This window comes from Rugamonas rivuli (assembly GCF_009380165.1).
GTDB lineage: Bacteria > Pseudomonadota > Gammaproteobacteria > Burkholderiales > Burkholderiaceae_D > Rugamonas > Rugamonas rivuli.
Map to the genome: position 1 here is coordinate 366,088 of NZ_WHUF01000001.1, position 26,726 is coordinate 392,813.

Sequence of the window (26,726 nt, forward strand, 5' to 3'; positions counted from 1 at the left end):
GGGCCACCATGCTGATCAGACGTTGCGCCGTTTTGTTCCTGGAACCCCGAGAAGACCTCGACATCGATTGGACCGCGCTGTTCGCCGGCGATGCCGCGCTGGGCGCGAACATCCGCTGGATGGCGCTGGCGGCCCATCTGGGCGAGGAGGTCGAAGTCAGCCTGGAAGAGATGGCGGCGCTGGGCGGCATCGGCCTGACGCTGTGGCAGGAGCGCGGCGACTGCGAACAGAAATTCGGCGCGGCGACCATCGCCCGCCTGCTGCAAGCCGGCCTGCTGATCGGCGACGATGCCGGCGACGATGCCGAGCACCATGCGCACTTCTGCGAACGCGACGAGGTGCTGCGCTCGCAGAACTGGCGGCCGCTGTCTGCCACCGCGCACATGTTCAGCCGCTGGGGCGATATGCGGGTCGACAAAGGCATGCAGTTCCCCAGCTTCGAAGAGCTGGTGGTCTCCTACGGCACGCCGCCCGGCCCGGTCATCGAGCGCGCTGCGCCCGCCGATGCGGTGGCGCTGCCGGCACCCGAACGCGCAGGCCTGGACGACACGCTATTCCAACGCTACACCGGCCGCAATTTCGATGGCGCCGCCGTGCTGCCGATGGCGACCGCCGCGCGCCTGCTGCAGCGGGCCTTTGGCGCGCAGGGCGAACGCGAAATGGCGCCCGGCGCCTTCGTGCTGAAAAAGCTCAGCCCCTCGGCGGGCGGCCTGCATCCGGTGGAGGCTTACGTGCTGGCGCAGCGCATCGAAGGCGTCGCGTCCGGCCTGTATCACTATCATCCCGTACGCCACGTGCTGGAGCCGCTGGCGGCCATGGACACCACGCAAACGGCGGAGCTGGCGATGCGCATGGTGGCGGACCAGGATTGGTTTATCGATGCGCCGATGATGGTGGTGCTGGCGGCGCGGGTGGAGCGCAACTTCTGGAAGTACCGCAATCACGCCAAGGCCTATCGCGCGCTGCTGCTCGATGCGGGCCACTTGTCGCAGACGTTCTATCTGCTGGCGACTGAAGCTGGTATGCCGGCCTTTGTCACGGCGGCGGTGAATGAGATCGATATCGAGCGGGTATTTGGGCTCGATCCATTGAAGGACATGGTGATCGCCGTATGCGGCTGCGGGAAGGCTTCCGGCGCGCAGGATACGGTGGAAATGCGCTACGAGCCTTAACGCTGGCCGGACAGGAAGAATGGAATCGCACCGGCGGCGTTTTCCAGCTTGCCTTTGATGGCGTGGCGGCTGGCGATGAATACTTCCTTCGCTGGCAGGCAGCGCAGGGCAGGGATCTTGTCGGCGGCGAGCTTGATGCCCAAGGTGCCCAGCGCCAGTTGTGGGTCGTTCAGGAAGCTTGCACGGAATGTGTCGTCGCCGGACAGTTTGGACAGCAGCAGATCGAGATCTTGCGGGGAATGCGTAGCCATGTCTTAACCTTTCGTGTGGAAGTATGGAAATCTCGCGTTTCGAAACGCAACTTCATCGTAGGCTATAGCGGCCACTATCTCAAGGTAAGTCGTGTAGATAGCATCTTGCACCTGTTGCAGCTTGGCATCAAAATCAGGCCGGCGTCTCGGCCTCGCGCTCTGCCACATCCTGGCGCGCGCTCTCCATCACGACATCGAACGATTGCACAAACGCGTGCAGCACATCCTTGGGCGCGGGAGGGTGTCCCCGCAGGTGTTCTTCCAGCACGGTTGCGGATTCGTACAACTCTGTTGCCGAGATATTGCCTGCGGCGCCGCGGATCTTGTGCACCAGCTCGGCCGCTTGCGGGAAGTCGCCGGTGTCGATGGCGTGTTGTATCTGCTGCAAACTTGTATCGAAGTCCTTGGCGAACAGGGCCAGCAACTGGGACAGCAGGCGGCCGTGGCCGCCCAGGCGCTCCATCGCGGCCGGCATGTCGATGCCGCGCCGCGCCACCGTGCTTGCCTCGCTGGCGTAGCGTGGACCCTGCACGGCGGCGGGTTGCGCATCGGCGTCTTCCGGCAGGCCCGGTTCCGGCTCGACCCAGGTCGCAAGCACGGCGTACAGGGTGTCGGGGTCGATGGGCTTGGTGACGTAGTCGTTCATGTCCATCTCCAGGCAGCGCTCGCGGTAGCCGGCCACCGCGTGCGCGGTCATGGCGATGATCGGCAGCCTGGCGCTGTCCGGATCGGCGCGGATCAGGGCCGTGGCCTGGTAGCCGTCCATGTCCGGCATCTGGATGTCCATCAGCACCGCGTCGTAGCGGCCGGCGGCGGTCATGCGCGCCGCCTCTTCGCCGCTGCCCGCCAGGTCCACGCGCACACCGGCCCGTTGCAGGATCTCGCTGGCCACCTGCTGGTTGATGCTGTTGTCGTCGACCACCAGCACGTGGGCGCCGCGTATGCGCTGCACCGCCACCGACGGCGCGGCCACCAGCCTGACCGCGGGCTGGGTGCTTTCCAGGCCGAGCGCCGCCAGCACCACGCTGCGCAGCAGGTAGGGGTGGGCCGGCTTGTCGAGGAAGGGCATCAGGCGGCTTTGCTCGCCCGTCTGGCGGCTGTGCTCGCGCGCGTAGGCGGTGGTCATCAGCACCGCCGGCACGGCCGCCAGCTCGGCGTCGCCGGCGATGCGCTGCAGGGTTTCGATGCCGTCCATATCGGGCATGTCGGCGTCCATCATCAGGACGTCGTAGTGGTCCAGCTGCATCGCCGCCACCGCCGCGGTGCCCGACGCCACGGCGCGCGCCTTCAGCCCCAGGTTGGACAGCTGGATCTTCAGCATGTGGCGCACCGCCTCGCTGTCGTCCACCACCAGCACGCGCTTGCCCAGCACCGACGGCGGCAGCGGCGCGGCGCGCGGGGTCTGGTCGCTCGCCAGCTGCACGGCGATGCTGAAACCGAAGCTGCTGCCGACGCCCGGTTCGCTGTCGACGCGGATCACGCCGCCCATCTTGCGCACCAGCTGCTGCGAGATCGCCAGTCCCAGCCCGGTGCCGCCGTACAGGCGCGTGGTGCTGGCGTCGGCCTGGGCGAAGGCCTGGAACAGGCGGGCCTGCTGCTCTTCGCTGATCCCCAGGCCGCTGTCCTCGACGACGAAGCGCAGCGCGATGTAGCCGTCGCCGGGGACGGGGGCCTGGTGGTCGCGCTCGACCCGCAGCTCGATGTGGCCGCGCGCGGTGAACTTGAGCGCGTTGCCGACCAGGTTGACCAGGATCTGGCTCAGGCGCAGCGAGTCGCCCAGCAGGTTGGACGGAACGTCCGGCGCGGCCCAGATCACCAGTTCCAGTCCGCGCTCCGCGGCCCGCCACGAGAACAGGTCGGCCAGCTGGCTCAGGGTGTCGGGCAGGTCGAAGGGCAGCGCCTCCAGTTCCAGCTTGCCCGATTCGATCTTGGAGAAGTCCAGCACGTCGTTGATGATCTCCAGCAGGCTCTGGCCGGCGCGGCCGATCTTGCGGAAGTAGTCCAGCGGCTGCGGCGGCAGGTCCAGGTGCGTGCCCAGGCCGGCGAAGCCGAGGATGGCGTTCATCGGCGTGCGGATTTCGTGGCTGATGTTGGCCAGGAAATCGCTCTTGGCGCGGGTGGCCGCTTCGGCGTTGGCGCGCGCCTGTTCCAGCAGCCGCAGCGCGCGCGCCTTCTGGTAGGCCGACACAAACGGCTCCTTCAGCGCCTTGAGCAGATCGAGGTCGGTGGGGGCGAAGGCCGCCTGGTACTGGTAGTTCTCGAAGATCAGATAGCCTTCGACCTGGCCGTCGATCACCACCCGCACCGCCAGCAGCGCGCAGACGTCGCCGGGCAGCGAATTGTGGTGGTGGACTTCGAAGATGTCCGGCGCGATCATGCAGTTGGCCGGCGCGTAGCGCAGCTCGGCCTGGCGCAGGTCGATGGTGTAGGCGTCGGCCGCGGTGTCGATGCGGCCCCAGGCCGCGCGCAGCGACAGCGTCTCGGTGCCGGCCTCGCGCACCAGCGCCACCGCCGAGTCGATGCCCTTGATGACGGTCGACTCATGCAGGATGGTGTGCAGCAGCGCGTCGAAATCGAGCTGCTCGTTGATCGACTTGACGATGGCGTTGAGTTTTTCCAGGTGCTGGGTGCGCGAATACACCAGCGCCTGCAGCGTCTCGCCCTTGTGGTGCAGCTGCCGCACGCGCCAGCGCACCAGGCCCCACGCCAGCAGGCAGGCGGCCAGGAAGTAGCCCAGCCAGGCCCACCAGGTCTGGTGCCAGGCCGGCAGCACCACCACCCGCAGTTGCAGCTCGTCGGCGTTCCACAGCGCGTCGCGGTTGCTGCCGCGCAGGCGCAGGCGGTAGCTGCCGGGCGGCAGATGGTTGTAGGCGGCGATGCGGCGGGTGGCGTCGGCCTCCACCCAGCGCTGGTCGAAGCCTTCCAGCAGATGGGCGTAGCGGTTGCGCTGCGGCGCCGAGAAGTCCAGCGCGGCCAGCTCCACTTCGAAGCCCTGGTTCTCCGGCTTGAGCGTCAGCGTCGGGCCGTTATCGCTTGCCAGTTGGGCTGGAGCGACGGGCTGCTGGTCCAGGCGCACCGCGCTGATGACCAGCGGCGGGCGGTAGCCCCAGTCGTTCAGGCGGCCCGGATACACCACCGCCATGCCGGAGGTGGCGCCGAACACCAGGTCGCGTTCGGCCGTGACGGTGCTGGAACCGATGAAGAAGGTGCGGAAGGCCAGGCCGTCGGCGCGGGTCAGCGCGCGCGCCTTGAGGGTGGCGGCGTCGATCACGGCGATGCTGTCGGCGGTGGCGGCCCAGATGCGGCCCACGGGATCGGCCTGCATGGACATGATGGTGCCGGTCGCCAGGCCCGCGAGGGAACCGACCCGCTGGAACTCCGGCACCCCTTGCGCATCGCGCCCGGTCATGACGCAGATGCCGCCGCCGTAGGTGCCTACCCACAGCCGGCCGCGCGTGTCGATCACCAGTGAGCTGATGATGGCCTCCGACAGCGCGGTGGACAGGGCGGGATTGGCGCGTATCTGTTCCACCTTGCCGGTTTCCGGATCCAGCCAGTTCAAGCCGTTGCGGGTGGCGACCCACAGCGCGCCGTCGCCGTCGGGCACCACCGCGTGGATGCGGTTGTCGGTCAGGCCGCCGGCATCGGCCGTGCCCTGCACGTAGCGGCGCACGGTGTTGGCCTGCGGGTCGTAGCGCAGCAGGCCGTCGAAGGTGCCCAGCCACAGTTCGCCCCTGCGCGCCAGGATGGTGCCGATGCGCGGATAGGCGCTGGCCTGCGGCAGCGGCACGCGGCGCACGCTGCGTCCCTTGGCGCTGGTGCGGTAGAGGCCCAGCTGGGTGCCGATCCAGGCCTCGCCGGGACTGGCCTCGGCCAGCGCCAGCACCACCCGGTTGGGCAGCGCGCTGTCCGGACGGGCCGGATCGGGGCGCAGCACGGCGGAGCGGTCGCCGTTGGCGTGCACGATGTCGACGCCCTGGTCGGCCAGCGCGATCCACACCTGGCCCTGGTGGTCCGTCATCAGCGCGGTGACGGAAGCTTCTTGCGCGCCCTGGGCGCCGAACACCGAATCGACGCTCTCGTTGTGCGGATCGTAGAAGTCGACGCCGCGCTCTGTGGTCACCCAGATCATGCCGCTGCGGTCGCGCAGCAGGGCGGCGGTGCGGTCGTTGCTAAGGCTGAAGGGCACGGCCGCCTGGTGCTGGATGCGGTGACCCTCGTTGCTGCCGCTGCGGTACTCGACCACGCCGCCGCCGTAGGTGCTGGCCCACCAGGTGCCGGGCGTGGTCTCGATCACCGCCAGCACCATATTGGCCTGGAGTTCCTTGACGCCCTTGATCGGCAGGATGCGGCCACGGTCGGCCTGGGAGTCGATGACGCCGATGCCGCTCTTGAGGGTGCCGAAGGCGATCTGCCCCATGGCGTTCTCGCCCAGCGCCATGACGGTGTCGCTCCAGCCGGACTGGCCTTCGCCGCTGACCGCGACCTGGGTGATGGCGCCGCCCTCGCGCAGGCGCGACAGGCCGGTGCCCGTACCTACCCACAGCGTGCCGGCGTGGTCCACCAGCAGGGCGCGCACCTGGTTGTCCGGCAGTCCGGCATGGGTTTCGTGGGTGTAGCGGCGCAGCGTGCCTTGCACGGTGTCGTAGTATTTCAGGCCGGTGGGCGTGCCTATCCACAGGTTGCCCTTGGCGTCGCTGGCGAGGGCGCTGACCTGGCCCTTGCTCAGTTCATCGTTGAGGCGCGTGAACTGTTCGCTGCGTTTGTCGAACATGGCGATGCCGGCGGCGGCCGTGCCTATCCACAGGCGGCCGCGCGTGTCGACGTGCAGCACCTGGATAAAGTCGCCGGGCAGCGAGGCGGGGTTGGCGGCGTCGTGATGGAAGGTGCGCATATGGTAGCCGTCCCAGCGCGCCAGGCCGGTCTGGGTGCCGACCCAGATGTAGCCTTCGCCGTCCTGCGCCAGCGCCATGCCGATCGGGTGCGGCAGTCCCTGTTCCAGGCCGAGGTGTTCGAACAGCGGCGTGGCCAGCTTGTCCCAGCGCTCGGGCCCTGCGGCCGCGGGGCCGCACAGCATCGCGCATGCCGCCAACGCCGCGGATAACCAGCGGCGGAAGGCGAGGCAAGTTTGCGGGGTGGGGGCGGGGACGTTCAAATCGGGGCGCGCTCCAGGGTGGTAGGTCCAGCATACGGAAATGCCGACAGAAAGTCCATGCAAAGCAACGGGAATCTGGGCCTGCTTGTACAATCGCCACATGCATAAAGATACCGATATAAAACCGGAAATACTGGTGCTGGCGGCCAGTCCGTCGGCGGACGTGATGGCGCAGCTGGAGCAGGCGTTCCACTGCCACCACCTGTGGCGCCAGCCCTGCGAGGCCCAACCGGACTGGCTCGCCAGTGTGGCGTCGGGCATACGCGGGGTGTTGACGACCGGGTCGATCGGCATAGGCCCGGCGCTGCTGGCGCAGCTGCCGAAGCTGGAAATCGTCGCCGTCAACGGCATCGGCACCGACGCGGTGGCGCTGGAACAGACGCGGGAACGTGGCATTTTTGTTACCAACACTCCCGGTGTGCTGACCGAGGACGTGGCGGACCTGGCGCTGACGCTGTTGCTGTCAGCGGCGCGCGGGCTGCCGGCGCTGGACCGCCTGGTGCGCAGCGGCGCCTGGGAGCACGGCCCGTCGCTGGCGCCGACGCGGGCGCTGCGCGGCAAGGTGTGCGGGGTGTTCGGCTTCGGCCGCATCGGCCAGGCGGTGGCGGCGCGGGCGGCGGCCTTCGGCATGCGCGCGCTGTACTACCAGCCGCGCGCGGTGGATGGCGCTGCGGCCGGGCGCTGCGCGTCGCTGCTGGCGCTGGCGCAGGCCAGCGACTACCTGGTGCTGTGCGCGCCGGGCGGCGAGGCCACGCGCCATGCGGTGAATGCGGAGGTGATGGCGGCGCTGGGGCCGCAGGGTACGCTGGTCAACGTGGCGCGCGGGTCGCTGGTGGACCAGGAGGCCTTGGTTGCGGCCTTGCGCGACGGTGTGCTGGGCAAGGCGGCGCTGGACGTGTTCGACCACGAGCCGCATGTGCCGGCGGCGCTGCGTGAGCTGGACAACGTGGTGCTGACGCCGCACGTCGGCAGCCTGACGGTGGAAACCCGGTACGCCATGGGCCAGCTGGTGGTGGACAACCTGCGCGCCCACTTTGACGGCCGATCTTTGTTGACGCCGGTACGCTGAAGTATCGTTTCAGAGGGCGAGACATGAATTTGCGCTTTAACTTTACAGACGCCAACAGGGATGCAGGGCTGACGAGAGAAATTGTAGACCTGTGTCGCCCGATAGCGTCAATGGCAAATAGAAACGGAGCAACTCAACAAGCTTGGGGGGGCGGGCCATATCGCTTCGGCCAAGGCACTTTTGGAAATGCTCAATAGATGCTTCATCATTTTTTTGGCTCCGTAGCGATCCCAATGCCCAATTGGCGGTTTTTTGTATCAAAAACGAGTATCGCTTTATCATAAAAAACTGGATTGCCGAGTAGACCGTCAAGTCCGGTCTCTTTGAAAGGAATACCATCGCGAAGGCAATAGGCGGTCGTCAGTTTCCCCAGTCGAACTGGTCCAAAATCAATATCTAGTAGACTTGGAGCGATGATGCAAACAAGTCGCCTTCCAAGCGTATGTTCAATGATTTTCTTGTTACGGAAGTCATCCAAACTTCTTCCCGTGACTGCTTTCCAGGTATCCAAGTTAAAAATTGCCAACTCTGCGATGCTGAATCCTGTATCCAACACGAAAATTCCTTGCTTTTTTCCCATGGTGGAAAGTGATACGAGTGGAAGACCAGAAGACAAAGTGTAGTCCTGGTAATGTATATTCACTGGCGAGCTGGATCCAATAATATCGACGTTTTCTGCCTGCATGGCACGATTAGCAATGAAATCTATTGCCAATACCGCTGCGGAGAACGCATTTAACCCAACAGATCCGATAACGTGCGACTTCTGACCAGTTACTAAATTGTGAAATAGAAATGGCAACTTCGATATTGAAGCGTCGAGAATCTTTCCCTCTAAAACGACTCCATAGTTAGTTGCCTCATGATATTCTTTTGACAAATAAACGCGAGGACTATGATTGATTATTTCTGAGAGTTGTCGATCAAGGAAAACGTTATTTTTAAAAAGGAGAGAAACTTCCGCTCCAGTATCGAAATTAAAATAATATGTCTCGTTTGAACCAACGAGACTTACGGGAAGCAACATGCTGAGACGAGAAAATGTTCCGTCTGATTGCTTTTTCCATATCCATTGCGTAGGCGTCCATTCCTTGCTTAGCACGGTTGCAATATGGGTTATGAGAAATATCAAAAAATATTTCATCATGCATAGTTTCATTATTTCTCCTAGGCGCTTACTCGTCAAAAAATGGCATTATTGACGAGTAAGCACGGGGAATTCAGAGATCTTTTATGCTACGGTATAGTCCGCCAGTAACTCCGACTCCGCAACCTATTGCTGCTACGGCTCGGGTTGGAAAATTGGTGCTGGGACTTAATACTGATCCCATCTTTGCGACGCCGGCCGCAGCTGCCATCCCAGTAATGCAGTCTGTAGCAACAGTGGTTATACCCACGTCAATCCTCGCAAATATGGACTGGCCGTACGACGCGGCGGGTTGCGAATAAGAGTAATTTCCCTGATCTATCTGAGCAAATGCACCAGATGAATTTAATCCGGCTAGATCTAGCAGAACAGGTTTGTCGTCATCCAAGGTATAAGAAGGTCGTGGGCTGGCGATTCCAACGAATGCGTACGAGTTATGTTAGCGGGCGATTTAGTTTGGTTTTTGATTTGTGTTAATAATATTTTTTGGGAAATGAAGGATTTTTCAAGGAAACTCTCTTTTCTCTTTGGTTCGATCAACTCCAAATTACGCAAAGGTTGGCAGCGACAGGCGCTCCAAAGTGGAAGTGGAAATCGGCAGCAAGAGCCGCCGTGCGGCAGTCATGAGAAAAGCGGCGCTAGCTCACGCGGGAAGGGGGGGGCGTGTCGTTCGTCAAGCAATTGAGAGGGGCGCGAGATGGGCAGCCGAAGCAAACGCTCTTACAGCGACCTCCGTAAGGAGTCGGACAGCTGTCCTGTCGCCCGCAAATTCAATGGCAAGGAACTGAAATGTCTTCCGACGGCGGCGTGGCGGCCGGATGCGGCGGCGGCAGCATGGAATGCAGCTTGACGCAATTGCGGCCGGCGCGCTTGGCGGCGTACAGCGCTTCGTCGGCGTGGCTGTAGGCGGTTTCGAAACTGGTGCCGACACGGTTCCAGCTGATGCCGACGCTGGCCGTGATCTGGCGATCGATCGGCGCGGCGAACACCTGGTCGGCGATGGCTTCGCAGATGCTGGCCGCCACCCGCTGCGCTTCTTCCACGGAGCTGGTCGGCCACACCACCGAGAACTCCTCGCCGCCGACGCGGCCTATCGCCACCTCGGGGCCGAGCAGCGCCTGGAGGCACAGCACCACGGTCTTGATCACGGCGTCGCCGGCCGGGTGGCCGAAGTCGTCGTTGACCCATTTGAAGTGGTCGATATCGAGCACGATCAGCGCCATGTCGCCGCGCTCCAGACAACCGGAGGCGTGCTCGATGACGGCGGCGCGATTGAGTGCGCCGGTCAGCGGATCGTGAGTGGCGCGGTACTCCAGTTGCAGCGCCAGTTCGTGCAGCTGGCGGTTCATCTGGTTCATATCGAGTTCGGCGCGGTCGCTGCGGCGTATCAGGCGGCGGCTCTCGCGCATCAGGCGCTCGTAGTGGACGATCATCTCGGCCAGCGCGGCGCGGGCATCGGCGCGCGGGTCGGCGTGGGCCGCGCGGGCGTTGGCCAGCGCCGCGCTTTCCAGCGCAAACAGGTCAGCCTCTTCGCGGCCCGGGATGGTCATCATGGTCAGTTTCCGCTCACGGGGTGGTCGTGGAAGTCCAGCGCGTCGAAATCGTCCTGCAGCTCCTGGCCGAATTCGAGGATGGTGTCGTCGTCCTCGTCGTGGTACCAGTTCAGGCGCACCTGGTTGCCGGCGATGGCGGCCTTGTTCAGCGCATCAAAGAAGGAGAACAGCATCTTGGTGCTGGAGCTGTTGAAGTAGGCCAGCGAAACGTTGACGGTGATGCTGGCGTCGTTGCAGCCGTCCAGGTAGGCCTGCACGCGGGCGATCAGCGGGCCGTAGAAAGCAGCCGCGTTTTCGGGATAGGACTCGCCCTTGATCGACAGGGTGTCCTGGTCGAAGCGGAAGTCGATTTCCGGCGAGGTGGGCGAGGCGCTGATAAAGAGTGGTTCCATAACTGTTCCAGTACTGATTTTTTTAAATGATCGCTTTGATGCAGAACACCGTGGTGCCCGGATCCTGCGCTTCCTGCACGAACTCGAACTCCAGCGGCTCGCTGGCGTCGCGCGCCATGGTCAGGAAGCCCAGGCCCGCGCCCTTGCTGTCGGCCGGCGTTTCGTCGCGCAGCGCTTTCTTGTAGGCGGACTTGATCTCTTCCATCGTCATCGTATGCAGCGGCTCCAGGCGGCTGCGGATGCGCTCCACGTTGGTGCTGTCGACCGGGTTGGCGCACAGCAGGAAGAAGCTGTCGTCCTTCATGCCGATGCAGAAGGAGCCGCGGCGCATCTGGTTGTCGCTTTGCTCGTGCGGGGTCAGCGTGTCCGACGAGTAGTGCATGATGTTCTGCGACATTTCGACGAAGGACGAGAAGATGCGGCGGCGCGTCGGCCCGGCGGCGCCGGCGGTGTCCAGCCGCGCCTTGATGGTTTCGGAAATGGCGGCCACCACGTGCTGCGAGAAATAGCCCACGTAGAAAAAGATGATGTGGCGCTTGCGGGCCACGTCCCAGAAATCGTTGAATTCTTCGTACAGCAAAATCGGCGCTCCTATGGGCGGAAACAGAAAAAGGTCAGGTCGTCGCGGCGCGGCTGTTCGCCTTGCCAGGCCTGGTAGTCGGCCAGCATGGCGTCGCTGACGTCGCGCGCGCCGGCGCCGCGCTGGGCCAGCATCACGTCGCGCATGCGGCGCTTGCCGTAGGCGATTTCCTTGGGGCCGCCGATCTGGTCGATCAAACCGTCGGTGGTCAGGAACAGCAGGCTGCGCTCGGGGATGGTGATGATCTTGTTGGTCCAGGCGTAGTCCAGCGGCGTGTCGACATAGCCCACGCCCATGCGGTCGCCGTCCACCGTCTGCACCGCCTGCTGGTCCGGGTCGAGCTGGAACAGCGGCAGCTTGGCGCCGGCGAAGTGCAGCTGGCGGCTGGCGTAGTCGAACCACAGGAAGGCGGCGTCCATGCCGTCGTTGGAGGCGGCCGCGCCGTGCTGGCTGTGGCGCTCGTCGACCTGGCCCAGCATGCTCTTGACGCCGCGATTGACTTCGGCGATCAGCGCGGCCGGATCGCGCGGACCCAGTTGCTGCAAGGCCTGCGCCAAAGTCGACGAGGAGATCAGCGTCATGAAGGCGCCCGGCACGCCGTGGCCGGTGCAGTCGGCGATGGCGGCGAACCAGCCGTCGGGGTAGCGCGCGAAGTGATAGAAGTCGCCGCCGACCACGTCGCGCGGCTGCCATTCGAGGTGGGCGTCGCGCAGGGTCTCGGTCAGCGCCAGGTCGGATGGGCGCAGCAGCGAGCGCTGGATCACGCTGGCGTAGTCGATGCTGTGCATGATCTGGCGGTTTTTCTCGGCCTGCATATTGGCGACCACGTTCATCAGCTGCAGGCCGAAGCCGACGCCGGCCAGGCCGCCGTCGCGGGTGACGATGAAGCCGTCGGCCAGCGCCTTCTCGCCCGATTCGACGGCGCGGAAGGTCAACTCTTCGATGCTCATGGCGGCATCGACGATCAGCGGTTCCTTGTCCATGAAGGCGATGCAGCTCTTCTTGCCGTACAGCTCATGGTAGAAGGGCTTGGACATCTGCGACATGAAGATGTTGCGGCTGATGAGGCCGATAGGGCGGTCGCTTTCCAGCACCGGCAAGCTCATCAGGTCGCGGCGTTCGGTGAACAGTTCCAGCACGCCGAAGTTGCTGGTGTCGGACACCACCGAGACCGTCTCCACGCACAGGTCGGCGGCGACGGACAGGCGAAAACGGGGCAGGTGCAAACGAGAGGCGTTGAACTCCACGGGCAGTTACCTTTGGTTGACTACAGTGCCGGTAATGCTAGTGGGAAATTGTTACAAGCCTATTACATCTTAACCAAAAGAAAAGAATGTTATCAGTCTGCGCATAAGGACAACATGAAGCGCAGATGCTGGCTGATGGCGCCGCGTTCGGCGTCCAGGCGCGTCTCGGCGCTCTCTGCGGCGAATTCGTCGCGGATGGCGTGGCACTGCGCCAGCGTGGCGTCGAGCGAGCGCAGCATGCCGTGCAGGCCCGCTTCGCTGTACCAGATGTGCAACAGCTTGCTCAGCGCGAGCAGGGCGTCTTGTTCGGATTGCAGCAGATCGGCGTCGGCGGAGAGGAGTTGGCTCACGATTTTCAGAGGTGGCGAGTGTGTCAAAGCAGTATATACGAATCCCTCATAAAGTTTCTCTTGAAAAATATCTATTGTTTCGTAATAAACATATAAGTAGAAGTTGCCGTACGGTAATAAGGCGGTCATATTTGCTGCGTATAGTCGGCTTTATCTTGTACGAACCGCACTTCTCTTATAGAAACGTTATGAAAATCCCTCAATTGAATACCGGTGTCCGCGTGATGGCATCGTTCGCCGCACTGTTGTTTTTAATGGCGTGCATGTCGGCGGTGGCGCTGTGGCGCCTGCAAACGGCCAACGACACCGCCTCCAACCTGGTCAGCGAGAAGCTGGCCAAGCAGCAGCTGACCTCGGAGCTGCTGGGCATGACTGAGCTGAACGGCCTGCGCGCCACCTCGATCGCCCGCAGCGACAGCCTGGAAGTGGCCGACATCTTCCAGGCCCAGCTGACCGCCGGCGATAAGCTGGCCACGGCCATGGAAGCGAAGCTGGCGGCGATGCCGGCGCAGGGCGCGGAAACGGAGCTGCTGCGCGCGGTGGCCGCCAGGAAGGGCGTCTACATGGCTTTGCGCGCCGAACTGTTCAAACTGAAGGACAGCGGCCGCACCCAGGAAGTGAGCGATCTGCTGGACACCAAGATGGCGGCGGTGTTCCAGGCCTACACCGGCGCGCTGGGCAAGCTGCTGGCTTACCAGACGCAGCAGGCCAAGCAACTGGCCGAGCAGTCCGCCAGCCAGTTCCAGGGCAGCCGCGCGCTGCTGGCGGGCTTCGGCCTGGCGACGCTGGTTGTTGGCGCGGCACTGGCGCTGGCGCTGACCCGCAGCATCGTGCGTCCGTTGACGCGGGCGGTGGCGCTGGCCGAACAGGTGGCGGCGGGCGAGCTGCATGGCGCGATCCGCCATGGCCGCAGCGATGAGATCGGCCAGCTGTTCGATGCGCTCAGCCACATGACGGCGCGTCTGGCCGATACCGTGGGCCGCGTGCGCGATGGCGCGGTGGCGATCGATGCCGCTTCGCGCGAGATCGCCAACGGCAATATGGATTTGTCGCGCCGCACGGAGCATCAGGCCGGTGCGTTGGAGGAGACGGCTTCTGCGATGGTGGAGCTGACTTCTGCCGTCAAGCAGAACAGTGGCAATGCACGCCAGGCCAACCGTCTGGCCGAATCGGCATCGGCGGTGGCGGGCAAGGGCGGCAAGGTGGTGTCGGAGGTGGTGCAGACCATGGCCAGCATCAACGACTATGCGCACAAGATCGTCGACATCACCAGCGTGATCGACAGCATCGCTTTCCAGACGAATATTCTGGCGCTGAATGCGGCGGTCGAAGCGGCGCGGGCTGGCGAGCAGGGGCGCGGCTTTGCGGTGGTGGCATCCGAGGTGCGCAACCTGGCGCAGCGCTCGGCCAGCGCGGCCAAGGAGATCAAGCAGTTGATCAACGAATCGGCAGAGCGCATCGCCAGCGGCAGCGAGCTGGCGCAGGCGGCCGGCGCGACGATGGAGGAGATCGTCCTGAGCGTGGAGAAGGTGACGGGCATCATGTCGGCCATCAGCGCCGCCAGCGCCGAGCAGGAACACGGCATCGAGCAGGTCAACGCCGCCATCGGCGATATGGACGATGTCACGCAGCAGAACGCTGCGTTGGTGGAGGAAGCTGCTGCTGCTGCCGATGCGATGCAGGACCAGGCGCGCGAACTGGCGCAGCTGGTGGGCTCGTTCAAGATCGAAGGCGACAAGCACAGCGTGCACCAGTTCCCGGTGGCCGCACCGCGCACGGCCTTGCCGGCGCCGACGTCGGATGCAGGCAGCTTGCGCCGCGCAGCATGATGATTGGGGTGCGCGGCATGTAGAATGAATGCCCGACCATTCCGCACCCACGCCATGAGCCACTGCCGCCGCATCCTGATTCCGATACCGCTGCACGATTTCGATCCGACCGAGGTGGCGCTGAGCTGGCGCATTCTGCGCGATGCCGGCCACCACATCGAGTTCGCCACCGTCGACGGCACGCGCGGCCATGCCGACCCGTTGATGCTCAGCGGCGAGGGCCTGGATCCGTGGGGCTGGCTGCCCGGCCTGCGCAAGCTGCGCCTGTTCGGCCTGATGCTGCGCGCCGACCATCACGGCCGCCAAGCCTACGCCGCGCTGGAGCAGGATCCAGCCTTCCTGCAACCGCGCCGCTTTGAAGACCTGAACGCCGCGCAGTACGACGCCTTGCTGCTGCCGGGCGGTCACGCCAAGGGCATGCGTCCCTATCTGGAAGACCAGGTCCTGCAAGCCGTGGTGGCGGATTTTTTCGACAGCGGCAAGCCGGTGGCGGCGGTGTGCCACGGCGTTCTGCTGGCCGCCCGTTCAATCTCGCCGCGCACACAGCGTTCGGTGCTGTACGGCCGCAAGACCACGGCGCTGACGTGGAAGCTGGAACGCAGCGCCTGGGATTTGACGCGCTTCCTGGCGCGCTTCTGGGATCCGGGCTACTACCGCACCTATGGCGAAAGCAAAGGCGAACCCGCAGGCTATTGGAGCGTGGAGCAGGAGGTCAAGCGCGCGCTGGCCTCGCCTGAAGACTTTATCGACGTACCGGCCGGCACGCCGGATTATTTCCGCAAGACGGGCGGCCTGGTGCGCGACCGTGCGGGCGACGATCGCGCCGCTTGGGTGGTGCAGGATGGGAACTACCTGTCGGCGCGCTGGCCGGGCGATGTGCACACCTTCGCGCGCCGCTACGCCGCCATGCTGGCTGCGTAGCGAAGCACAGGAAACCGCTTACATCTTGTACGAAGCTTGCAGCGACAGGGCGCGTGGCGCCATCGGCAGGTCATGCGGCAGGCTCAGGCCCGGCGCCGGACTTGGCTCGCGCACGTCGGCATTGAAGGCGTTGCGCAGCGCCAGGGCGAAGTTCCACTGGTTACGGCCGTTGCGGGTCGCCAGCGTGAAGTCGATGGTGGTGTAGTCGGCAATCACCGGACGGGCATCGCCGAACGCACGCTGGCGGCCGGCCACCCAATTTAATTGCGAACCAGCCTGATAGCCGCTGGCGAAAGCCCAGTCCGCGCGGCCGAATGCATGATGACGCGGCGCGTAACCGGCATCCGTATGCGTGGTCTGGTCGGTCGAGCGCTGCCAGGCGTAGTTGCCGGACAGGCGCAGGTCGCGTGTCACCGTCCAGTTCGATTCGAGCTCGACGCCGCGGCCTTTCTGGTCGCCGGTGTTGGCATAGGTGGCGCCGGTGCCAGGGATGATGTTGGCCACGGTGCGGATGATGTTCTTCATATCGTAGCGATAGAAGGTCAGGTTGACGGTGGCGTCGGTGCGGGCCTGCCAGGCGAACGACAGTTCGGTGGTGGCGTTGCGTTCCGGCTTCAGGTTCGGATTGCCGAGCGCGACCGGGTTGCTGATGCCGTAGCTTTCCAGGAAGGCCGGGGCGCGGAAGGCGCGGCCGTACAGCAGCTTGGCGGTCAGGTCGAAGCTGGCGTCCCACACCAGCGCCAGGCGCGGATTGGTGGTGCCGCCGAAGTCCGAGTAATGGTCGTGGCGCACGCCGGCCGTCAGGTTCCAGTCCTTGGCGACATTCCACTCGTCCTGCAGATACAGGTAGTCGACCTTGCGCCGCTGCGGCAGCATGAAGGGCGAGGTGCCTATCGTGTCGATCACCGCAGGCAGCGGGATCGGCGTGCCGTTGGGCGCGTAGTTGAAGTTGCGGTGTTCGGTTGTACGGTACAGCTCGATGTCGTCGTGGCCGGCGCCGATGCGCACGTGATGATTGTTGAAGCCGCTGTAGTCGGCAAAGCCGGACAAGCGGTAGATCCGCTCGAAGGTCTCCGGCGCGCCCAGCATGCCGTTCGGGAAGGTGCCGGTCGGGAAGGTCAGGCCGGGCGGCAGCAACTGATACATGGTGCTGACTTCCTGCGAGTACTGTTGGCTGCTGAGGCTGGCACCCAGGCCCCAGTCGCGCGTGAACTGCGGATCGGCCCAGGCCAGGCTGCCGGTGATGCGTTCGCCGCGCTGACGGCCCACCGGGTCCAGCGCCGAGGCGATGCCGGCGCCGGTGCCCATGTCGTAGCGCTTCTTGTAGCCGAAGCGGCCGCGCCACTGGCCGTAGATCAGGTCGAGGTTGGCGTCGATCGCCTTGAGCTGGTTGTTGAGCGAGCCGGGCGCCAGGCTGGCGTGGGTCTTGAACAGCGTGTCGTTGCGGGTCTGGGCATCGGCGTCGACGATGGCGTCGGTGCCGTCGGTCTTGCCGAGGCGGACATAGGCTGCCACTTCGACCGGGCCGATCTTGCCGCCGTGCTGCACCCAGCCGTCGTAGCTGCCGAAGGAGCCGGCGCGGGCGCCGAACTCGCTGCCCTGGGCTTCGCCCGGGCCCTTGGTGATGATGTTGATGACACCGGAGAATGCGTCGGAACCGTACAGCGCGGAGCCGGGACCACGGATGATCTCGATGCGGGCGATGTGCTCGACCGGATAGCCGCCCCAGATATTGCCCTTGTTGCCGACGTAGGCGGTGGTGATGGGGACGCCGTTTTGCAGCATCAGGATTTGCGGCGTGTAGGCGCTGACGATGCCGCGCACCACGTACAGCGGCGAGTAGCTGTTCGGCGTGCGGTTGACGTGCACGCCGGGGACGCTTTCCAGCACTTGATCGAGGTCGGTGGCGCCCATGGCGGCGATGTCGGCCGCGGTGATGACGGAGGCCACGGCCGGGGCGCGGCGCAGCGCTTGCAGATTGCCGGTGGCGATGCTGACGCTGTCGCTGGTGCCGTAGACCAGCGCCAGTTCGTCTTCTTCAGTCACGGGATCGGCATGGGCCATGCCGTGGACTGCAACCAGCGGTAGGGTGAGTGCCGCGGTCAGGTACAGCCGGTGGGCGCTCAACGCTTTCAAAATGCTATCTCCTGTTACGTTTTTTTGATTCTAGCCTGCCGGTTATTGCTTATGTGTAAAAATCAACAAATTCGCGCGGCGACTGTTGTAGGCGTGTCGATATGGCGACGCACCAGTTCGGCGAATTGATCCGCCGGCACGGCCGGGCTCAGGTAGAAGCCTTGCAGCAGATCGCATTCGCGGGCCTTGAGGAATTGCAGCTGGGCCTCGGTCTCCACGCCCTCGGCCACCACCTCCAGGCGCAGGCTGTGGGCCAGCGCGATGATGGCGCTGATGATGGCGGCATCGTCGGCGTCCTGCGGCACGTCGCGCACGAAGGAGCGGTCGATCTTGATGATGTCGACCGGGAAGCGCTTCAGGTAGGACAGCGAGGAGTAGCCGGTGCCGAAGTCGTCGATCGACAGGCGCACGCCCAGCGAGTGCAGGCGGTGCAGCGCGGCCAGCGTGTCCTGGGCGTTTTCCATCAGCGTGCTTTCGGTGATCTCCAGCTCCAGCAGGTGCGGCGCCAGGCCGGTGTCGGCCAGCACGGCTTCGACCGAGGCGGTGAAATCCTTTTGCAGCAGCTGGCGCACCGACAGGTTGACCGCCACCCGCATCGGCGGCAGGCCGGCGCAGATGAACTGCTGCAGCTGGGCGCAGGCGGTGCGCAGCACCCAGTCGCCCAGCGGATTGATCAGGCCGGTTTCCTCGGCCAGCGGGATGAAGTCCACCGGCGCGATCATGCCGCGCGTCGGATGGCGCCAGCGCACCAGCGCCTCCATGCCGATGATCTTGCCGCTGGCCAGGCAGGCTTGCGGCTGGTAATACACTTCCAGCTGGTGCTGCTGTTCCATCGCGCGGCGCAGGTCGCTCTCAAGCCGCACGTGCTCGGAGATCGAATGCTCCATCGACGCTTCGTAGAACTGGAAGCCGGAGTTGGTGCGCTTGGCGCGGTACATGGCGCTGTCGGCGTGCTTGACCAGTGTGGCGACGTCGGCGCCGTCATGCGGATACATGGCGATGCCGACGCTGGCGGTGACGAAGATGTCGTGGCCGTCGATAGGGAAGGGCGCCGACAGCACGCGCACGATGTTATGGGCGGCGGTGGCGGCCGCGGCGGGGCTGTCGAGTTCGTTGAGGACGACGGTGAATTCGTCGCCGCCCAGGCGGGCCACGGCGTCGTCGGCGCGCACCGTGTGGCGCACGCGCTGGGCCACGGCTTGCAGCAGGCGGTCGCCGACGTCGTGGCCGAGGTTGTCGTTGACGTACTTGAAGCGGTCCAGGTCCATGAACAGCACGGCGACCTGCTGGCCGTTGCCGGCGTGACGGGCCTGCTCGATGCTGGCGGCCAGCAGCTCGAAGAACAGCGTGCGGTTGGGCAGGTTGGTCAGCACGTCGTTGTAGGCCAGGTGGCGGATGCGCTTCTCGGCGCGGTTGGCCTCGATGATGCGGCGCACCCGCTGCGACAGCACGGCGTAGTGGATCGGTTTCGGAATGTAGTCGCTGGCGCCGGCGGCGAAGGCGCGCTCGACCGAGGAATTATCCTGCAGCGCGGTGATCATCAGCACCGGCACGGCGCCGGCGTTGGGCAGTTCCTGCATGCGGGCGCAGGCGGTGAAGCCGTCCATCACCGGCATCATCGCGTCCATCAGGATCACGTCGGGCTGGAAGCGGGCCAGCATGGCCAAGGCTTGCGCGCCGTCGGCTGCTTCCTCGACGCGGAAGCCGTCGCGCTGCAGCGTGTGGCGCAGCGTGCTGCGGGTGCTGCGGTCGTCGTCGACCACCAGCACTTGCGGGCGGTCGTCGCCGGTCTGCGGCGTGGCCGGGGCGGTGTCGCTGATCTCGGCTTGCAGGAAGGCGGCCAGCGCTTCGTAGTGGGCGCGCAGCGGCGCCAGCAGCGGTTCGATCTGCTCGGGCTGCTGTTCGGCGGCGAAGTGCTCGGCCTGCTGCGCCAGTTGGGCCAGCGTTTCGGCGCCGAAGTTGCCGGACGAGCCTTTGAGCGCGTGGGCGCGGGCGCGGGCGGTGTGCATGTCGCCGGACTGTACGGCATGCTCCAGTTCGTCGAGGCAGGCCGGGGTGTCTTCCAGATAGGGCGTGACGGCGTGCGGCAGCGTGTCGCCCAGTACTTCGCGCAGCTTGTCGAACACGGTCGGATCGACTGGGCAGGGGATGCCGGCGCTGCGCGGCGCGGCAGCGTAGGACTGGGCCGGCGCGGCCTGCGGGGCCGGCGTGCCGAGCGGGCCGCCGTGCGGCAGCCATTTCTCCAGCTTGTGGCGCAGCTCGACCAGCGTGATCGGCTTGGCCAGGTAATCGTCCATGCCGGCGGCCAGGCATTTTTCGGCGTCGCCGACCTGGGTGTTGGCGGTCATCGCCACCAGAGGCGTGCGCCGGCCCATGGCCAGCTCTGCCAGGCGGATGTGGGCGGTGGCTTCGTAGCCATCCATCTCCGGCATGCTGCAGTCCATCAGGATCAGGTCGAAGCGCTCGCGCTGGGCGGCGCGCACGGCTTCGACGCCGTCGGCGGCGAATTCGCAGACGCAGCCGTTCATCGCCAGCATGCCGGCGGCCACCATCTGGTTGGTGCGGTTGTCCTCGGCCACCAGCACGCGGAACTGGCGCTCCGGCTCGGCGGCGGCCGGGCTCAAGGCCGGCGTCAGCGATGGCACCGGCAGCGGCGCGGCCGATGGCGTGGCGGTTGGCGGACGCATCGGCAACGGCGGGCCGGCCACTTGCTGCAGGGCCGGGCGGCACAGGATGGAGAAGGTGAAGGTGGTGCCACGGCCGACTTCGCTGTCGACGCCGATGCGGCCGCCGAGCAGTTCGACCAGCTGCTTGCAGATGGCCAGGCCGAGGCCGGTGCCGCCGTAGCGGCGCGTGGTGCTCGGGTCGGGCTGCACATAGGCTTCGAACAGGTGGCGGCGCACTTCCTCGTTCATGCCGATGCCGGTGTCGCGCACTTCGAAGCCGAGGCCGAAATCGGCGCCCGGCAGCAGCGTGACGGCGATCGCCACTTCGCCGCGGTCGGTGAACTTGATGGCGTTGCCGATCAGGTTGATGAGGATCTGGCGCAGGCGCAGCGAATCGCCGGCGATGCGGGCCGGCACGTCGGGCGCGATGGTCCAGTTCAGGGCCACGCCTTTCTGCTGGGCCGGGCGGGCCACCAGTTCGGTCACTTCGGACAGCAGGGTGCCGAGGCAGAATTCGGTTTCCTCCAGCTTGAGCTTGCCCGCTTCCATCTTGGAGAAATCGAGGATGTTGTTGATCAGCGCGATCAGCGTGCGGGAGGAATTCCAGGCGACGTCGACGAACTCCTGCTGGCGCTGGGTGAGGCGGGTTTCCTTCAGCATGTCGAGCATGCCGACCACGCCGTTGAGCGGCGTGCGCACTTCGTGGCTGACGGTGGCGGCGAACTGCGCCTTCATCTGCGCCATGTTGACGGCGGCGTCGCGCGAGTCCTTCAGTTCGGCCTCGCGCTGCTCCAGCACGTTCATCATCTGGTTGAAGGCGTGGGCCATCTCGATCAGGTCGCGCGGGCCGGCCGGCGCGGCGCGCATGCCCGACTCGCCTGACTCTGCACGGCGCATCAGCGTCGACAGCGCGTTGAGCGGATTGATCATGTGGCGCGTCAGCAGGCGGCCCAGCACCAGCAGCACCACGGCGAAGGACAAGGTCAGCGCCAGGTTGCCCAGCAATAGAGACCAGGTCAGCTGCTTGAGCGTGCTCTTGGCGATCTGTACGTGGACGTAGCCGAGCAGCTGCTGCTGGTGTTCCTGCAGTTCGAACGGCGAGGCCTCGCTTTGGCCGCCGTAGACCGGCGCGGCGAACAGCCAGCCGTCGGCGGTTTCGCCGACCAGGCCGGCATGCGCGGGCACCGCCTTGGACAGATTGGCTTCGTCCAGCCTCGCGCCGTCCACCACCTTGGACAGCAGCACCTTGCGCTTGGCGTCCATGATTTGCAGCGCCGCCACGTCGGGGAAGGACAGCGTGGAGTTGACCACGTCGCGGGCGTTCTCGGACGAGTGGAACAGCAGCGCCAGCGTGCTCTGGCGGGCCAGGTTGTCGGCGATGCGCTGGCCTTGTTCGATGAAATAGTCGCGCATGCGGGCATTGGCTTCCCACGAGTTCATCAGCGCGGAGAACACGGCCAGGCCGAGAATCGCGCCCGAGACGATGACGGTGAGCTGGCGCTGGAAACCGGTACGACGCAGGAAGTTACGGACTATGTTAATCATCAGGGCTGCGGATAGACGAAATCGAAACTGCGCTGTTGCAATGCGCCCAGGTTGAGACCGATGTGACTGGCCGTGCGGAGATTGATGGCGGTCTGCAGCTCGCGCAGCGGCACCAGCGCGCGGCGGCGCACATCGCCGGCGATCACGCCCAGCGCCGAGGCGGCCAGGGTGCGGCCCAGCTCGACGTTATCCGGCACCATGGCGAACAGCGCGCCTTTCTTCACGTGCAGCACGTTGCTGGAGAACAGAGGCACGCCGCTGTTCCACGATTCGCGCAGCACCAGCGGCAGGATGGTGCTTTCCTCGACGGTGGTGCTGTCGTGCGGCAGCCAGACGGCGTCGTGGCGGTTGTCGGCGGCAGCGATCAGCTGCGGATACAGCTGGGCGGCGCGGGCCAGGTCGCCGGCCACGTGGGCTTGCAGCTCCAGTCCCTGGGCCTTGGCGGCCTCGCGCGCCAGCTTGACCAGCCATTCGGATTTCTGCGGGTTGTAGACCACGATCACGCGCTTGAGTTCCGGCAGCAGCGCGCGCAGGCGCGAGAACAGCATGGCCGGATCGGGCGTCATGCTGATGCCCATCACGTTCTCGGCGTCGGACAGCAGCAGCACGCCGCCGGCCAGTACGGCGATCTCGCGGTCCAGCCCGGCGGTGGCGTTCAAGCCCTGGCGGCCCAGCGCGATCACCACCTTGGTGCCGTTGCGCTTGAGCGTGGCGTTCAGCTCGGCGGTATCGACCTTGGGATCGACCGGGTAGCTGCGGACCTTGAGCTTGGTGCGCTCTTCGATGCCCTGGATCATGGCGATGAAGGCGGAGCGGAACGGTTCCTCGACGTTGGGGTAGACCACGGCGATGGTGCCCTTGCCGATGGAGGCCTGCAATTCGGGGCGGCGCAGCTGGTCTTCCAGCTGGGCCAGGGTGACGGGGCGCACGTCGGTGCGCAGCGGCGCCGGCAGCGGCATAGTCGGGGACAACTGAAGCGGTGCTTGCGGCGCCGAGACCAGCGGCGCGGCCGGTTCGATCAGCATGCCGCCATGGGCGGCGCCGGCGCTGACCAGCGCTATGCTGGACGGAATCACGCCGCCCCCGGCCTGGGCGGCACCGGCGACGCTCGCCAGCAGCAGGGCGGCAGCGCGTCTCCAGCGCCGTGGATTGAATATTGTGTTTTTCATCAGACGATCTTTACTGCACTTCTACTGCGGCGCCAGGAATGGCGTTATTAAGATGCTTTCATAGTATAAGCTGAGACTTTGCAATTCGGAAATAAAATCGGCCAATGGCGAGCTCGTCCCTAGGGTTCGGGGAAGACGGCGTCGAAGCTCCGTTGTTGGCTGGAGACAAGATTGAGGCCGATGTGGCTGGCGGTGCGGGAATTGAGCGCGCTGCGCACCGCGCGCAGCGGCGTGACGCCGCGCTTGGGCTGCTCGCCGTTCTGCATGGCCAGCGCCAGCGCGGCCAGGTCGCGGCCCAGCTGCACATTGTTGGGATACATGCCGAACAACACGCCTTTCTTGACGTGCAAGACGCTGCTGGAGAACACCGGCACATTGCGGCTCCACGACTCCTTCAGCACCAGCGGCAGGATGGTGGTTTCCTCGACGGTGGTGCTGTCCTGCGGCAGCCACAGCGCGTCGCGATGGCCGTCGGCGGCGGCCAGCTGGGTTTCGTAGGCGCGCGCGGCGCCGGCCAGGTCGGACGCTTCCAGCGCGGCCAGTTCCAGCCCCAGGCCACGGGCGGCCTCGCGGGCCAGGCGGATCTGCGCCTCGTTGACGGCCGGGTTGTAGACCACGATCACGCGGCGTATGCCGGGCAGCAGGCTTTTCAGCATGGAGAACAGCAGGGCGGGGTCGGGCGTCAGGCTGATGCCGTTGAGGCGCTCGGCGTCCGGCGACGGGCCGACGCCGCCGACCACCACGGCCTGCGCCGGATCCAGCGTGCCGGCCGCCTTCAAGCCCTGGCGGCCGAGGGCGATCACCACCTTGCCGTTCTTGAGCATGTTGCGCAGTTCGCCCAGGTCGCTGGCCGCCGTCAGCGCGATGGCGCGCGGCCTGGCCTTGGATTGTTCCTCGATGCCCTGGAGGATTTCGGCGAACACGGTGCGGTAGGGATCGCCGATGTCGGGATACAACACCGTCAGCGTCTGGGCGTCGGCCCGCCCGCCGAGTAAGCTCAGCAGCAGGACCAGCAAATGGGCAACGACGTAAATGGTGAATCGCACAATGATAGTCGCGGCTGGGTAGGAACAGCGGAAGTGTATCCTTTGCTAACGATTCTACCTTCATAGATAATTTCAATGTAGAGCCTGAAAGCGCTTCCAGTTGATATAAACTAAGATTCTGGCAACACTTATTTAACATTCCTCCATGCCCGCTTCCAAAACGCCGATCCGCACGCCACCCATGTTCAACCTCGCCTGGCCTTTGCTCGTCGAGCTGGGACTGGCGATCGCCTCCAGCGTGATCGGCACGGCGCTGGCGTCGCGCATCTCCGACGCGGCCGGCGGCGCCTTCGCCATCGCCAGCCAGGTGTCGGCCACGCTGTTCATCCTGTTCCGCATCATCGGCGCCGGCGTCAGCGTGGTGGTGACGCAGAACCTGGGCGGCGGCCAGCGCGCGGCGGCCGACCGCGTGGCTTGCGCGGTGGTGGGCGCCAGCACCTGGCTGGGCGTCGTCACCGGCCTGATGGCGCTGCTGGGCGCGCATGGCGTGCTGCATCTGCTGAACGCGCCGGCCGAAGTGCTGCCGCTGGCGGCGCCGTTCCTGCAGGCGCTGGCGCCGGCCATGCTGCTCGATGCGTGGAACGCCTCCATGGCCAGCGTGATGCGCGCCCACCTGCGCACGCGGGATACGCTGGTGGTGCTGGTCATCATGCACGTCAGCCACCTGGCGCTGGCGATACCGCTGATGCACGGCTGGGGGCCGATACCCGCAATGGGTTTGCCCGGCTACGCGGTGGCGCTGGCGATCAGCCGCGCCATCGGCCTGGCGCTGCATCTGCTGATGTGGCGCGTGCACCTGCACATCCGCGTGGCGCGCGACGACTGGTGGCGCTTGCCGCGCCGCGAACTGGGCGCGGTGCTGCATATCGGCCTGCCCGGCGCGGCCGAGAACATCGCCTGGCGCCTGGCCTTCATGGTCAGCGTGGCGACGGCGGCGGAACTGGGTGCGAGGTCGCTGGCGACGCAAGCCTATGTGCTGCAGCTGATGGGCGGGGTGATGATGTTCAGCATCGCCACCGGGCTGGCGGTGGAAATCGTGGTCGGCTATCTGATCGGCGCGGGGCGGCTGCGCGAGGCGCATGGCGTGGTGCGGCGTTCGCTGGCGCGCGGGCTGGTGGTGTGCGTGCTGATCGCCGCGTGCGCCGCGCTGCTGGGTCGTTGGCTATTGGGCTGGTTCACGCAGGACCAGGAGATCATCGCGGCCGGCGCCACGCTGTTGTGGATCACCGTGCTGCTGGAGCCGGGCCGCACCTTCAACCTGGTGGTGATCAACGCGCTGCGCGCCGCCGGCGACGCGCGCTTTCCCGTGATGGCGGGCGCCTTGTCGATGCTGCTGGTGCTGGCCGGCGGCAGCTGGCTGCTGGGCGTGGTGCTGGGCTGGGGCTTGCCCGGCGTGTGGATCGCCTACGCCGCCGACGAATGGATACGCGGCTTGATCATGTGGCGCCGCTGGCAGACCCACGCCTGGGTGCCGCACGCCCGCGCCTCGCGCAAGCGGCTGCGGCCCGTCATCGTGGTCGAAGGCTAGGCCAGTTCCGCAAAACGCCCGGTGATCCAGTCGATGAACACGCGCACGCGGTTGCTCAGGTGGCGGTTGGGCGGGTAGACCATGTGGAACGGGTAGGGCGCCGGCTGCCAGCTTTTCAGGATGGGCACCAGCGCGCCGCTGGCGATGTGGTCGCGGGCGATGTAGTCGAAGGTCTGGATCACGCCCAGCCCGGCCAGCGCCGCCGCGAAGTGGGCGTTGCTCTCGTTGATGCCGATGGCGTGGCGCGGCCGTATCTCCAGCTTCTGGCCGGCGCGCGCGAAGCTGGCCGGCACCGGCCGTCCGCTGCGCGCGGACAGATAATTGATGAACCGGTGTTCGCCTTCCAGCTCCGACGGATGGCGCGGCGTGCCGTGCGCCGCCAGGTAGTCCGGCGCGGCGCAGGTGATCCACGCCGTCCTGCCGATCGGCCGCGCCACCAGCGACAGGTCGGTGATGACGCCGCCGCGTATCACGCAATCGACGTTGTCGCTGATGAGGTCCACATGGCGGTCGCTGACGCCCAGGTCGAGCTGGATGCCGGGATAGCGTTCCACGAATTCCGGCAGCGCCGGCACGATGATGCGGCTGGCCACCGAGGAGCCGGTGTCCACGCGCAGGTGGCCGCGCGGCGTGCCGTGGGCGGCGCCGAAGCTGTTGTCGATGTCCCCGAGATCCTTGATGAGCCGCGTGGCCTTCTCGTAGTACAGGGCGCCGTCTTCCGTGACGGCGACATGGCGCGTGGTCCGCTGCAGCAGGCGCACGCCCAGGTGCGCCTCCAGCGACTGCACCAGCTTCGTCACCGTCGCCTTGGGCATCTGCAGCGAATCGGCCGCCTTGGTAAAAGTGCCCGCTTCCACCACGCGGGCAAAGGTGCGCATTGCCAGTAGCTGATCCATGATTCCTCCTGTTTTTGATTATACACACAGGGGAATAAAGCATTCGTTTATAGCTACTTTATCGAACAATGACA

18 protein-coding genes are annotated in these 26,726 nt (G+C 65.5%); 5 read left to right on the top strand and 13 right to left on the bottom strand.

Annotated features, from left to right (window positions below; genetic code table 11):
• Nucleotides 1-8: 8 nt before the first annotated feature.
• Nucleotides 9-1,172, top strand: coding sequence for a putative peptide maturation dehydrogenase (locus GEV01_RS01695; protein ID WP_152801083.1), 1,164 nt, complete (start codon nt 9-11; stop codon nt 1,170-1,172).
• Here the strand turns inward: GEV01_RS01695 and GEV01_RS01700 are convergent.
• Nucleotides 1,169-1,423, bottom strand: a complete 255-nt coding sequence (locus tag GEV01_RS01700; protein ID WP_008448927.1) for an NHLP-related RiPP peptide — start codon at nt 1,421-1,423, stop codon at nt 1,169-1,171. The genes GEV01_RS01695 and GEV01_RS01700 overlap by 4 nt on opposite strands.
• 133 nt (nt 1,424-1,556) lie before the next feature.
• On the bottom strand, nt 1,557-6,500 hold the full coding sequence (locus GEV01_RS01705; protein WP_152801085.1) for a hybrid sensor histidine kinase/response regulator: 4,944 nt from the start codon (nt 6,498-6,500) through the stop codon (nt 1,557-1,559).
• Nucleotides 6,501-6,678: 178 nt separating this feature from the next.
• Between GEV01_RS01705 and GEV01_RS01710 the strand changes: the two genes are divergently transcribed.
• Complete coding sequence (locus GEV01_RS01710) at nt 6,679-7,647, top strand: 2-hydroxyacid dehydrogenase (RefSeq protein ID WP_152801086.1); 969 nt, start codon at nt 6,679-6,681, stop codon at nt 7,645-7,647.
• Between the two features lie 205 nt (nt 7,648-7,852).
• Here the strand turns inward: GEV01_RS01710 and GEV01_RS01715 are convergent, their stop codons facing one another.
• The 6 genes from GEV01_RS01715 to GEV01_RS01740 form a co-directional block, all read right to left on the bottom strand.
• Complete coding sequence (locus GEV01_RS01715; protein WP_152801088.1) at nt 7,853-8,794, bottom strand: hypothetical protein; 942 nt, start codon at nt 8,792-8,794, stop codon at nt 7,853-7,855.
• Between the two features lie 770 nt (nt 8,795-9,564).
• On the bottom strand, nt 9,565-10,347 hold the full coding sequence (locus GEV01_RS01720; protein WP_152801090.1) for a GGDEF domain-containing protein: 783 nt from the start codon (nt 10,345-10,347) through the stop codon (nt 9,565-9,567).
• 2 nt (nt 10,348-10,349) lie between these two features.
• Nucleotides 10,350-10,739, bottom strand: coding sequence for a DUF1987 domain-containing protein (locus GEV01_RS01725; RefSeq protein WP_152801093.1), 390 nt, complete (start codon nt 10,737-10,739; stop codon nt 10,350-10,352).
• 22 nt (nt 10,740-10,761) lie between these two features.
• Nucleotides 10,762-11,319, bottom strand: a complete 558-nt coding sequence (locus GEV01_RS01730) for a SiaB family protein kinase (RefSeq protein WP_152801095.1) — start codon at nt 11,317-11,319, stop codon at nt 10,762-10,764.
• Between the two features lie 11 nt (nt 11,320-11,330).
• Nucleotides 11,331-12,566, bottom strand: coding sequence for a SpoIIE family protein phosphatase (locus GEV01_RS01735; RefSeq protein ID WP_328595410.1), 1,236 nt, complete (start codon nt 12,564-12,566; stop codon nt 11,331-11,333).
• A 92-nt stretch (nt 12,567-12,658) separates the two neighbouring features.
• Complete coding sequence (locus GEV01_RS01740) at nt 12,659-12,916, bottom strand: hypothetical protein (RefSeq protein ID WP_152801097.1); 258 nt, start codon at nt 12,914-12,916, stop codon at nt 12,659-12,661.
• A 188-nt stretch (nt 12,917-13,104) separates the two neighbouring features.
• On the opposite strand from GEV01_RS01740, the gene GEV01_RS01745 reads away from it, so the two are divergent.
• Entirely contained in the window at nt 13,105-14,745 is a 1,641-nt protein-coding gene (locus GEV01_RS01745) for a methyl-accepting chemotaxis protein (protein ID WP_152801099.1), read from the top strand.
• A 24-nt stretch (nt 14,746-14,769) separates the two neighbouring features.
• Nucleotides 14,770-15,666: a type 1 glutamine amidotransferase domain-containing protein gene (locus GEV01_RS01750; protein ID WP_235914135.1), complete on the top strand. Its 897-nt coding sequence runs from the start codon at nt 14,770-14,772 to the stop codon at nt 15,664-15,666.
• A gap of 18 nt (nt 15,667-15,684) precedes the next feature.
• Here the strand turns inward: GEV01_RS01750 and GEV01_RS01755 are convergent, their stop codons facing one another.
• From GEV01_RS01755 to GEV01_RS01770, 4 genes are all read right to left on the bottom strand, one after another.
• Nucleotides 15,685-17,802 (bottom strand): TonB-dependent receptor plug domain-containing protein, encoded by a 2,118-nt coding sequence (locus tag GEV01_RS01755; RefSeq protein WP_152801101.1) that lies wholly within the window; start codon nt 17,800-17,802, stop codon nt 15,685-15,687.
• 62 nt (nt 17,803-17,864) lie between these two features.
• Nucleotides 17,865-22,013, bottom strand: a complete 4,149-nt coding sequence (locus GEV01_RS01760; protein WP_152801103.1) for an EAL domain-containing protein — start codon at nt 22,011-22,013, stop codon at nt 17,865-17,867.
• Nucleotides 22,013-23,182: an ABC transporter substrate-binding protein gene (locus GEV01_RS01765; RefSeq protein ID WP_152801105.1), complete on the bottom strand. Its 1,170-nt coding sequence runs from the start codon at nt 23,180-23,182 to the stop codon at nt 22,013-22,015. The genes GEV01_RS01760 and GEV01_RS01765 overlap by 1 nt, the downstream gene beginning before the upstream one ends.
• Before the next feature lie 119 nt (nt 23,183-23,301).
• Nucleotides 23,302-24,228: an ABC transporter substrate-binding protein gene (locus GEV01_RS01770; protein ID WP_328595411.1), complete on the bottom strand. Its 927-nt coding sequence runs from the start codon at nt 24,226-24,228 to the stop codon at nt 23,302-23,304.
• A 145-nt stretch (nt 24,229-24,373) separates the two neighbouring features.
• Here GEV01_RS01770 and GEV01_RS01775 point away from each other — a divergent pair, with 145 nt between their 5' ends.
• Nucleotides 24,374-25,756 carry an MATE family efflux transporter gene (locus GEV01_RS01775; protein WP_152801107.1) on the top strand — a complete coding sequence of 461 codons (1,383 nt, stop codon included), beginning with the start codon at nt 24,374-24,376 and terminating at the stop codon, nt 25,754-25,756.
• Here the strand turns inward: GEV01_RS01775 and GEV01_RS01780 are convergent.
• Nucleotides 25,753-26,652, bottom strand: coding sequence for a LysR family transcriptional regulator (locus GEV01_RS01780; protein WP_152801109.1), 900 nt, complete (start codon nt 26,650-26,652; stop codon nt 25,753-25,755). The two genes, GEV01_RS01775 and GEV01_RS01780, sit on opposite strands and share 4 nt — an antisense overlap.
• Nucleotides 26,653-26,726: the final 74 nt, after the last annotated feature.

What these genes read in the sequence shown, in the direction of transcription:
- GEV01_RS01750 (WP_235914135.1), top strand. Translation starts at nt 14,770, where the DNA reads ATGAATGCCCGACCATTCCGCACCCACGCCATGAGCCACTGCCGCCGC.
- GEV01_RS01775 (WP_152801107.1), top strand. Translation starts at nt 24,374, where the DNA reads ATGCCCGCTTCCAAAACGCCGATCCGCACGCCACCCATGTTCAACCTC.
- GEV01_RS01695 (WP_152801083.1), top strand. Translation starts at nt 9, where the DNA reads ATGCTGATCAGACGTTGCGCCGTTTTGTTCCTGGAACCCCGAGAAGAC.
- GEV01_RS01765 (WP_152801105.1), bottom strand. Translation starts at nt 23,182, where the DNA reads ATGAAAAACACAATATTCAATCCACGGCGCTGGAGACGCGCTGCCGCC.
- GEV01_RS01700 (WP_008448927.1), bottom strand. Translation starts at nt 1,423, where the DNA reads ATGGCTACGCATTCCCCGCAAGATCTCGATCTGCTGCTGTCCAAACTG.
- GEV01_RS01745 (WP_152801099.1), top strand. Translation starts at nt 13,105, where the DNA reads ATGAAAATCCCTCAATTGAATACCGGTGTCCGCGTGATGGCATCGTTC.
- GEV01_RS01720 (WP_152801090.1), bottom strand. Translation starts at nt 10,347, where the DNA reads ATGATGACCATCCCGGGCCGCGAAGAGGCTGACCTGTTTGCGCTGGAA.
- GEV01_RS01710 (WP_152801086.1), top strand. Translation starts at nt 6,679, where the DNA reads ATGCATAAAGATACCGATATAAAACCGGAAATACTGGTGCTGGCGGCC.
- GEV01_RS01780 (WP_152801109.1), bottom strand. Translation starts at nt 26,652, where the DNA reads ATGGATCAGCTACTGGCAATGCGCACCTTTGCCCGCGTGGTGGAAGCG.
- GEV01_RS01725 (WP_152801093.1), bottom strand. Translation starts at nt 10,739, where the DNA reads ATGGAACCACTCTTTATCAGCGCCTCGCCCACCTCGCCGGAAATCGAC.
- GEV01_RS01705 (WP_152801085.1), bottom strand. Translation starts at nt 6,500, where the DNA reads ATGCTGTGCGGCCCCGCGGCCGCAGGGCCCGAGCGCTGGGACAAGCTG.
- GEV01_RS01760 (WP_152801103.1), bottom strand. Translation starts at nt 22,013, where the DNA reads ATGATTAACATAGTCCGTAACTTCCTGCGTCGTACCGGTTTCCAGCGC.
- GEV01_RS01715 (WP_152801088.1), bottom strand. Translation starts at nt 8,794, where the DNA reads ATGATGAAATATTTTTTGATATTTCTCATAACCCATATTGCAACCGTG.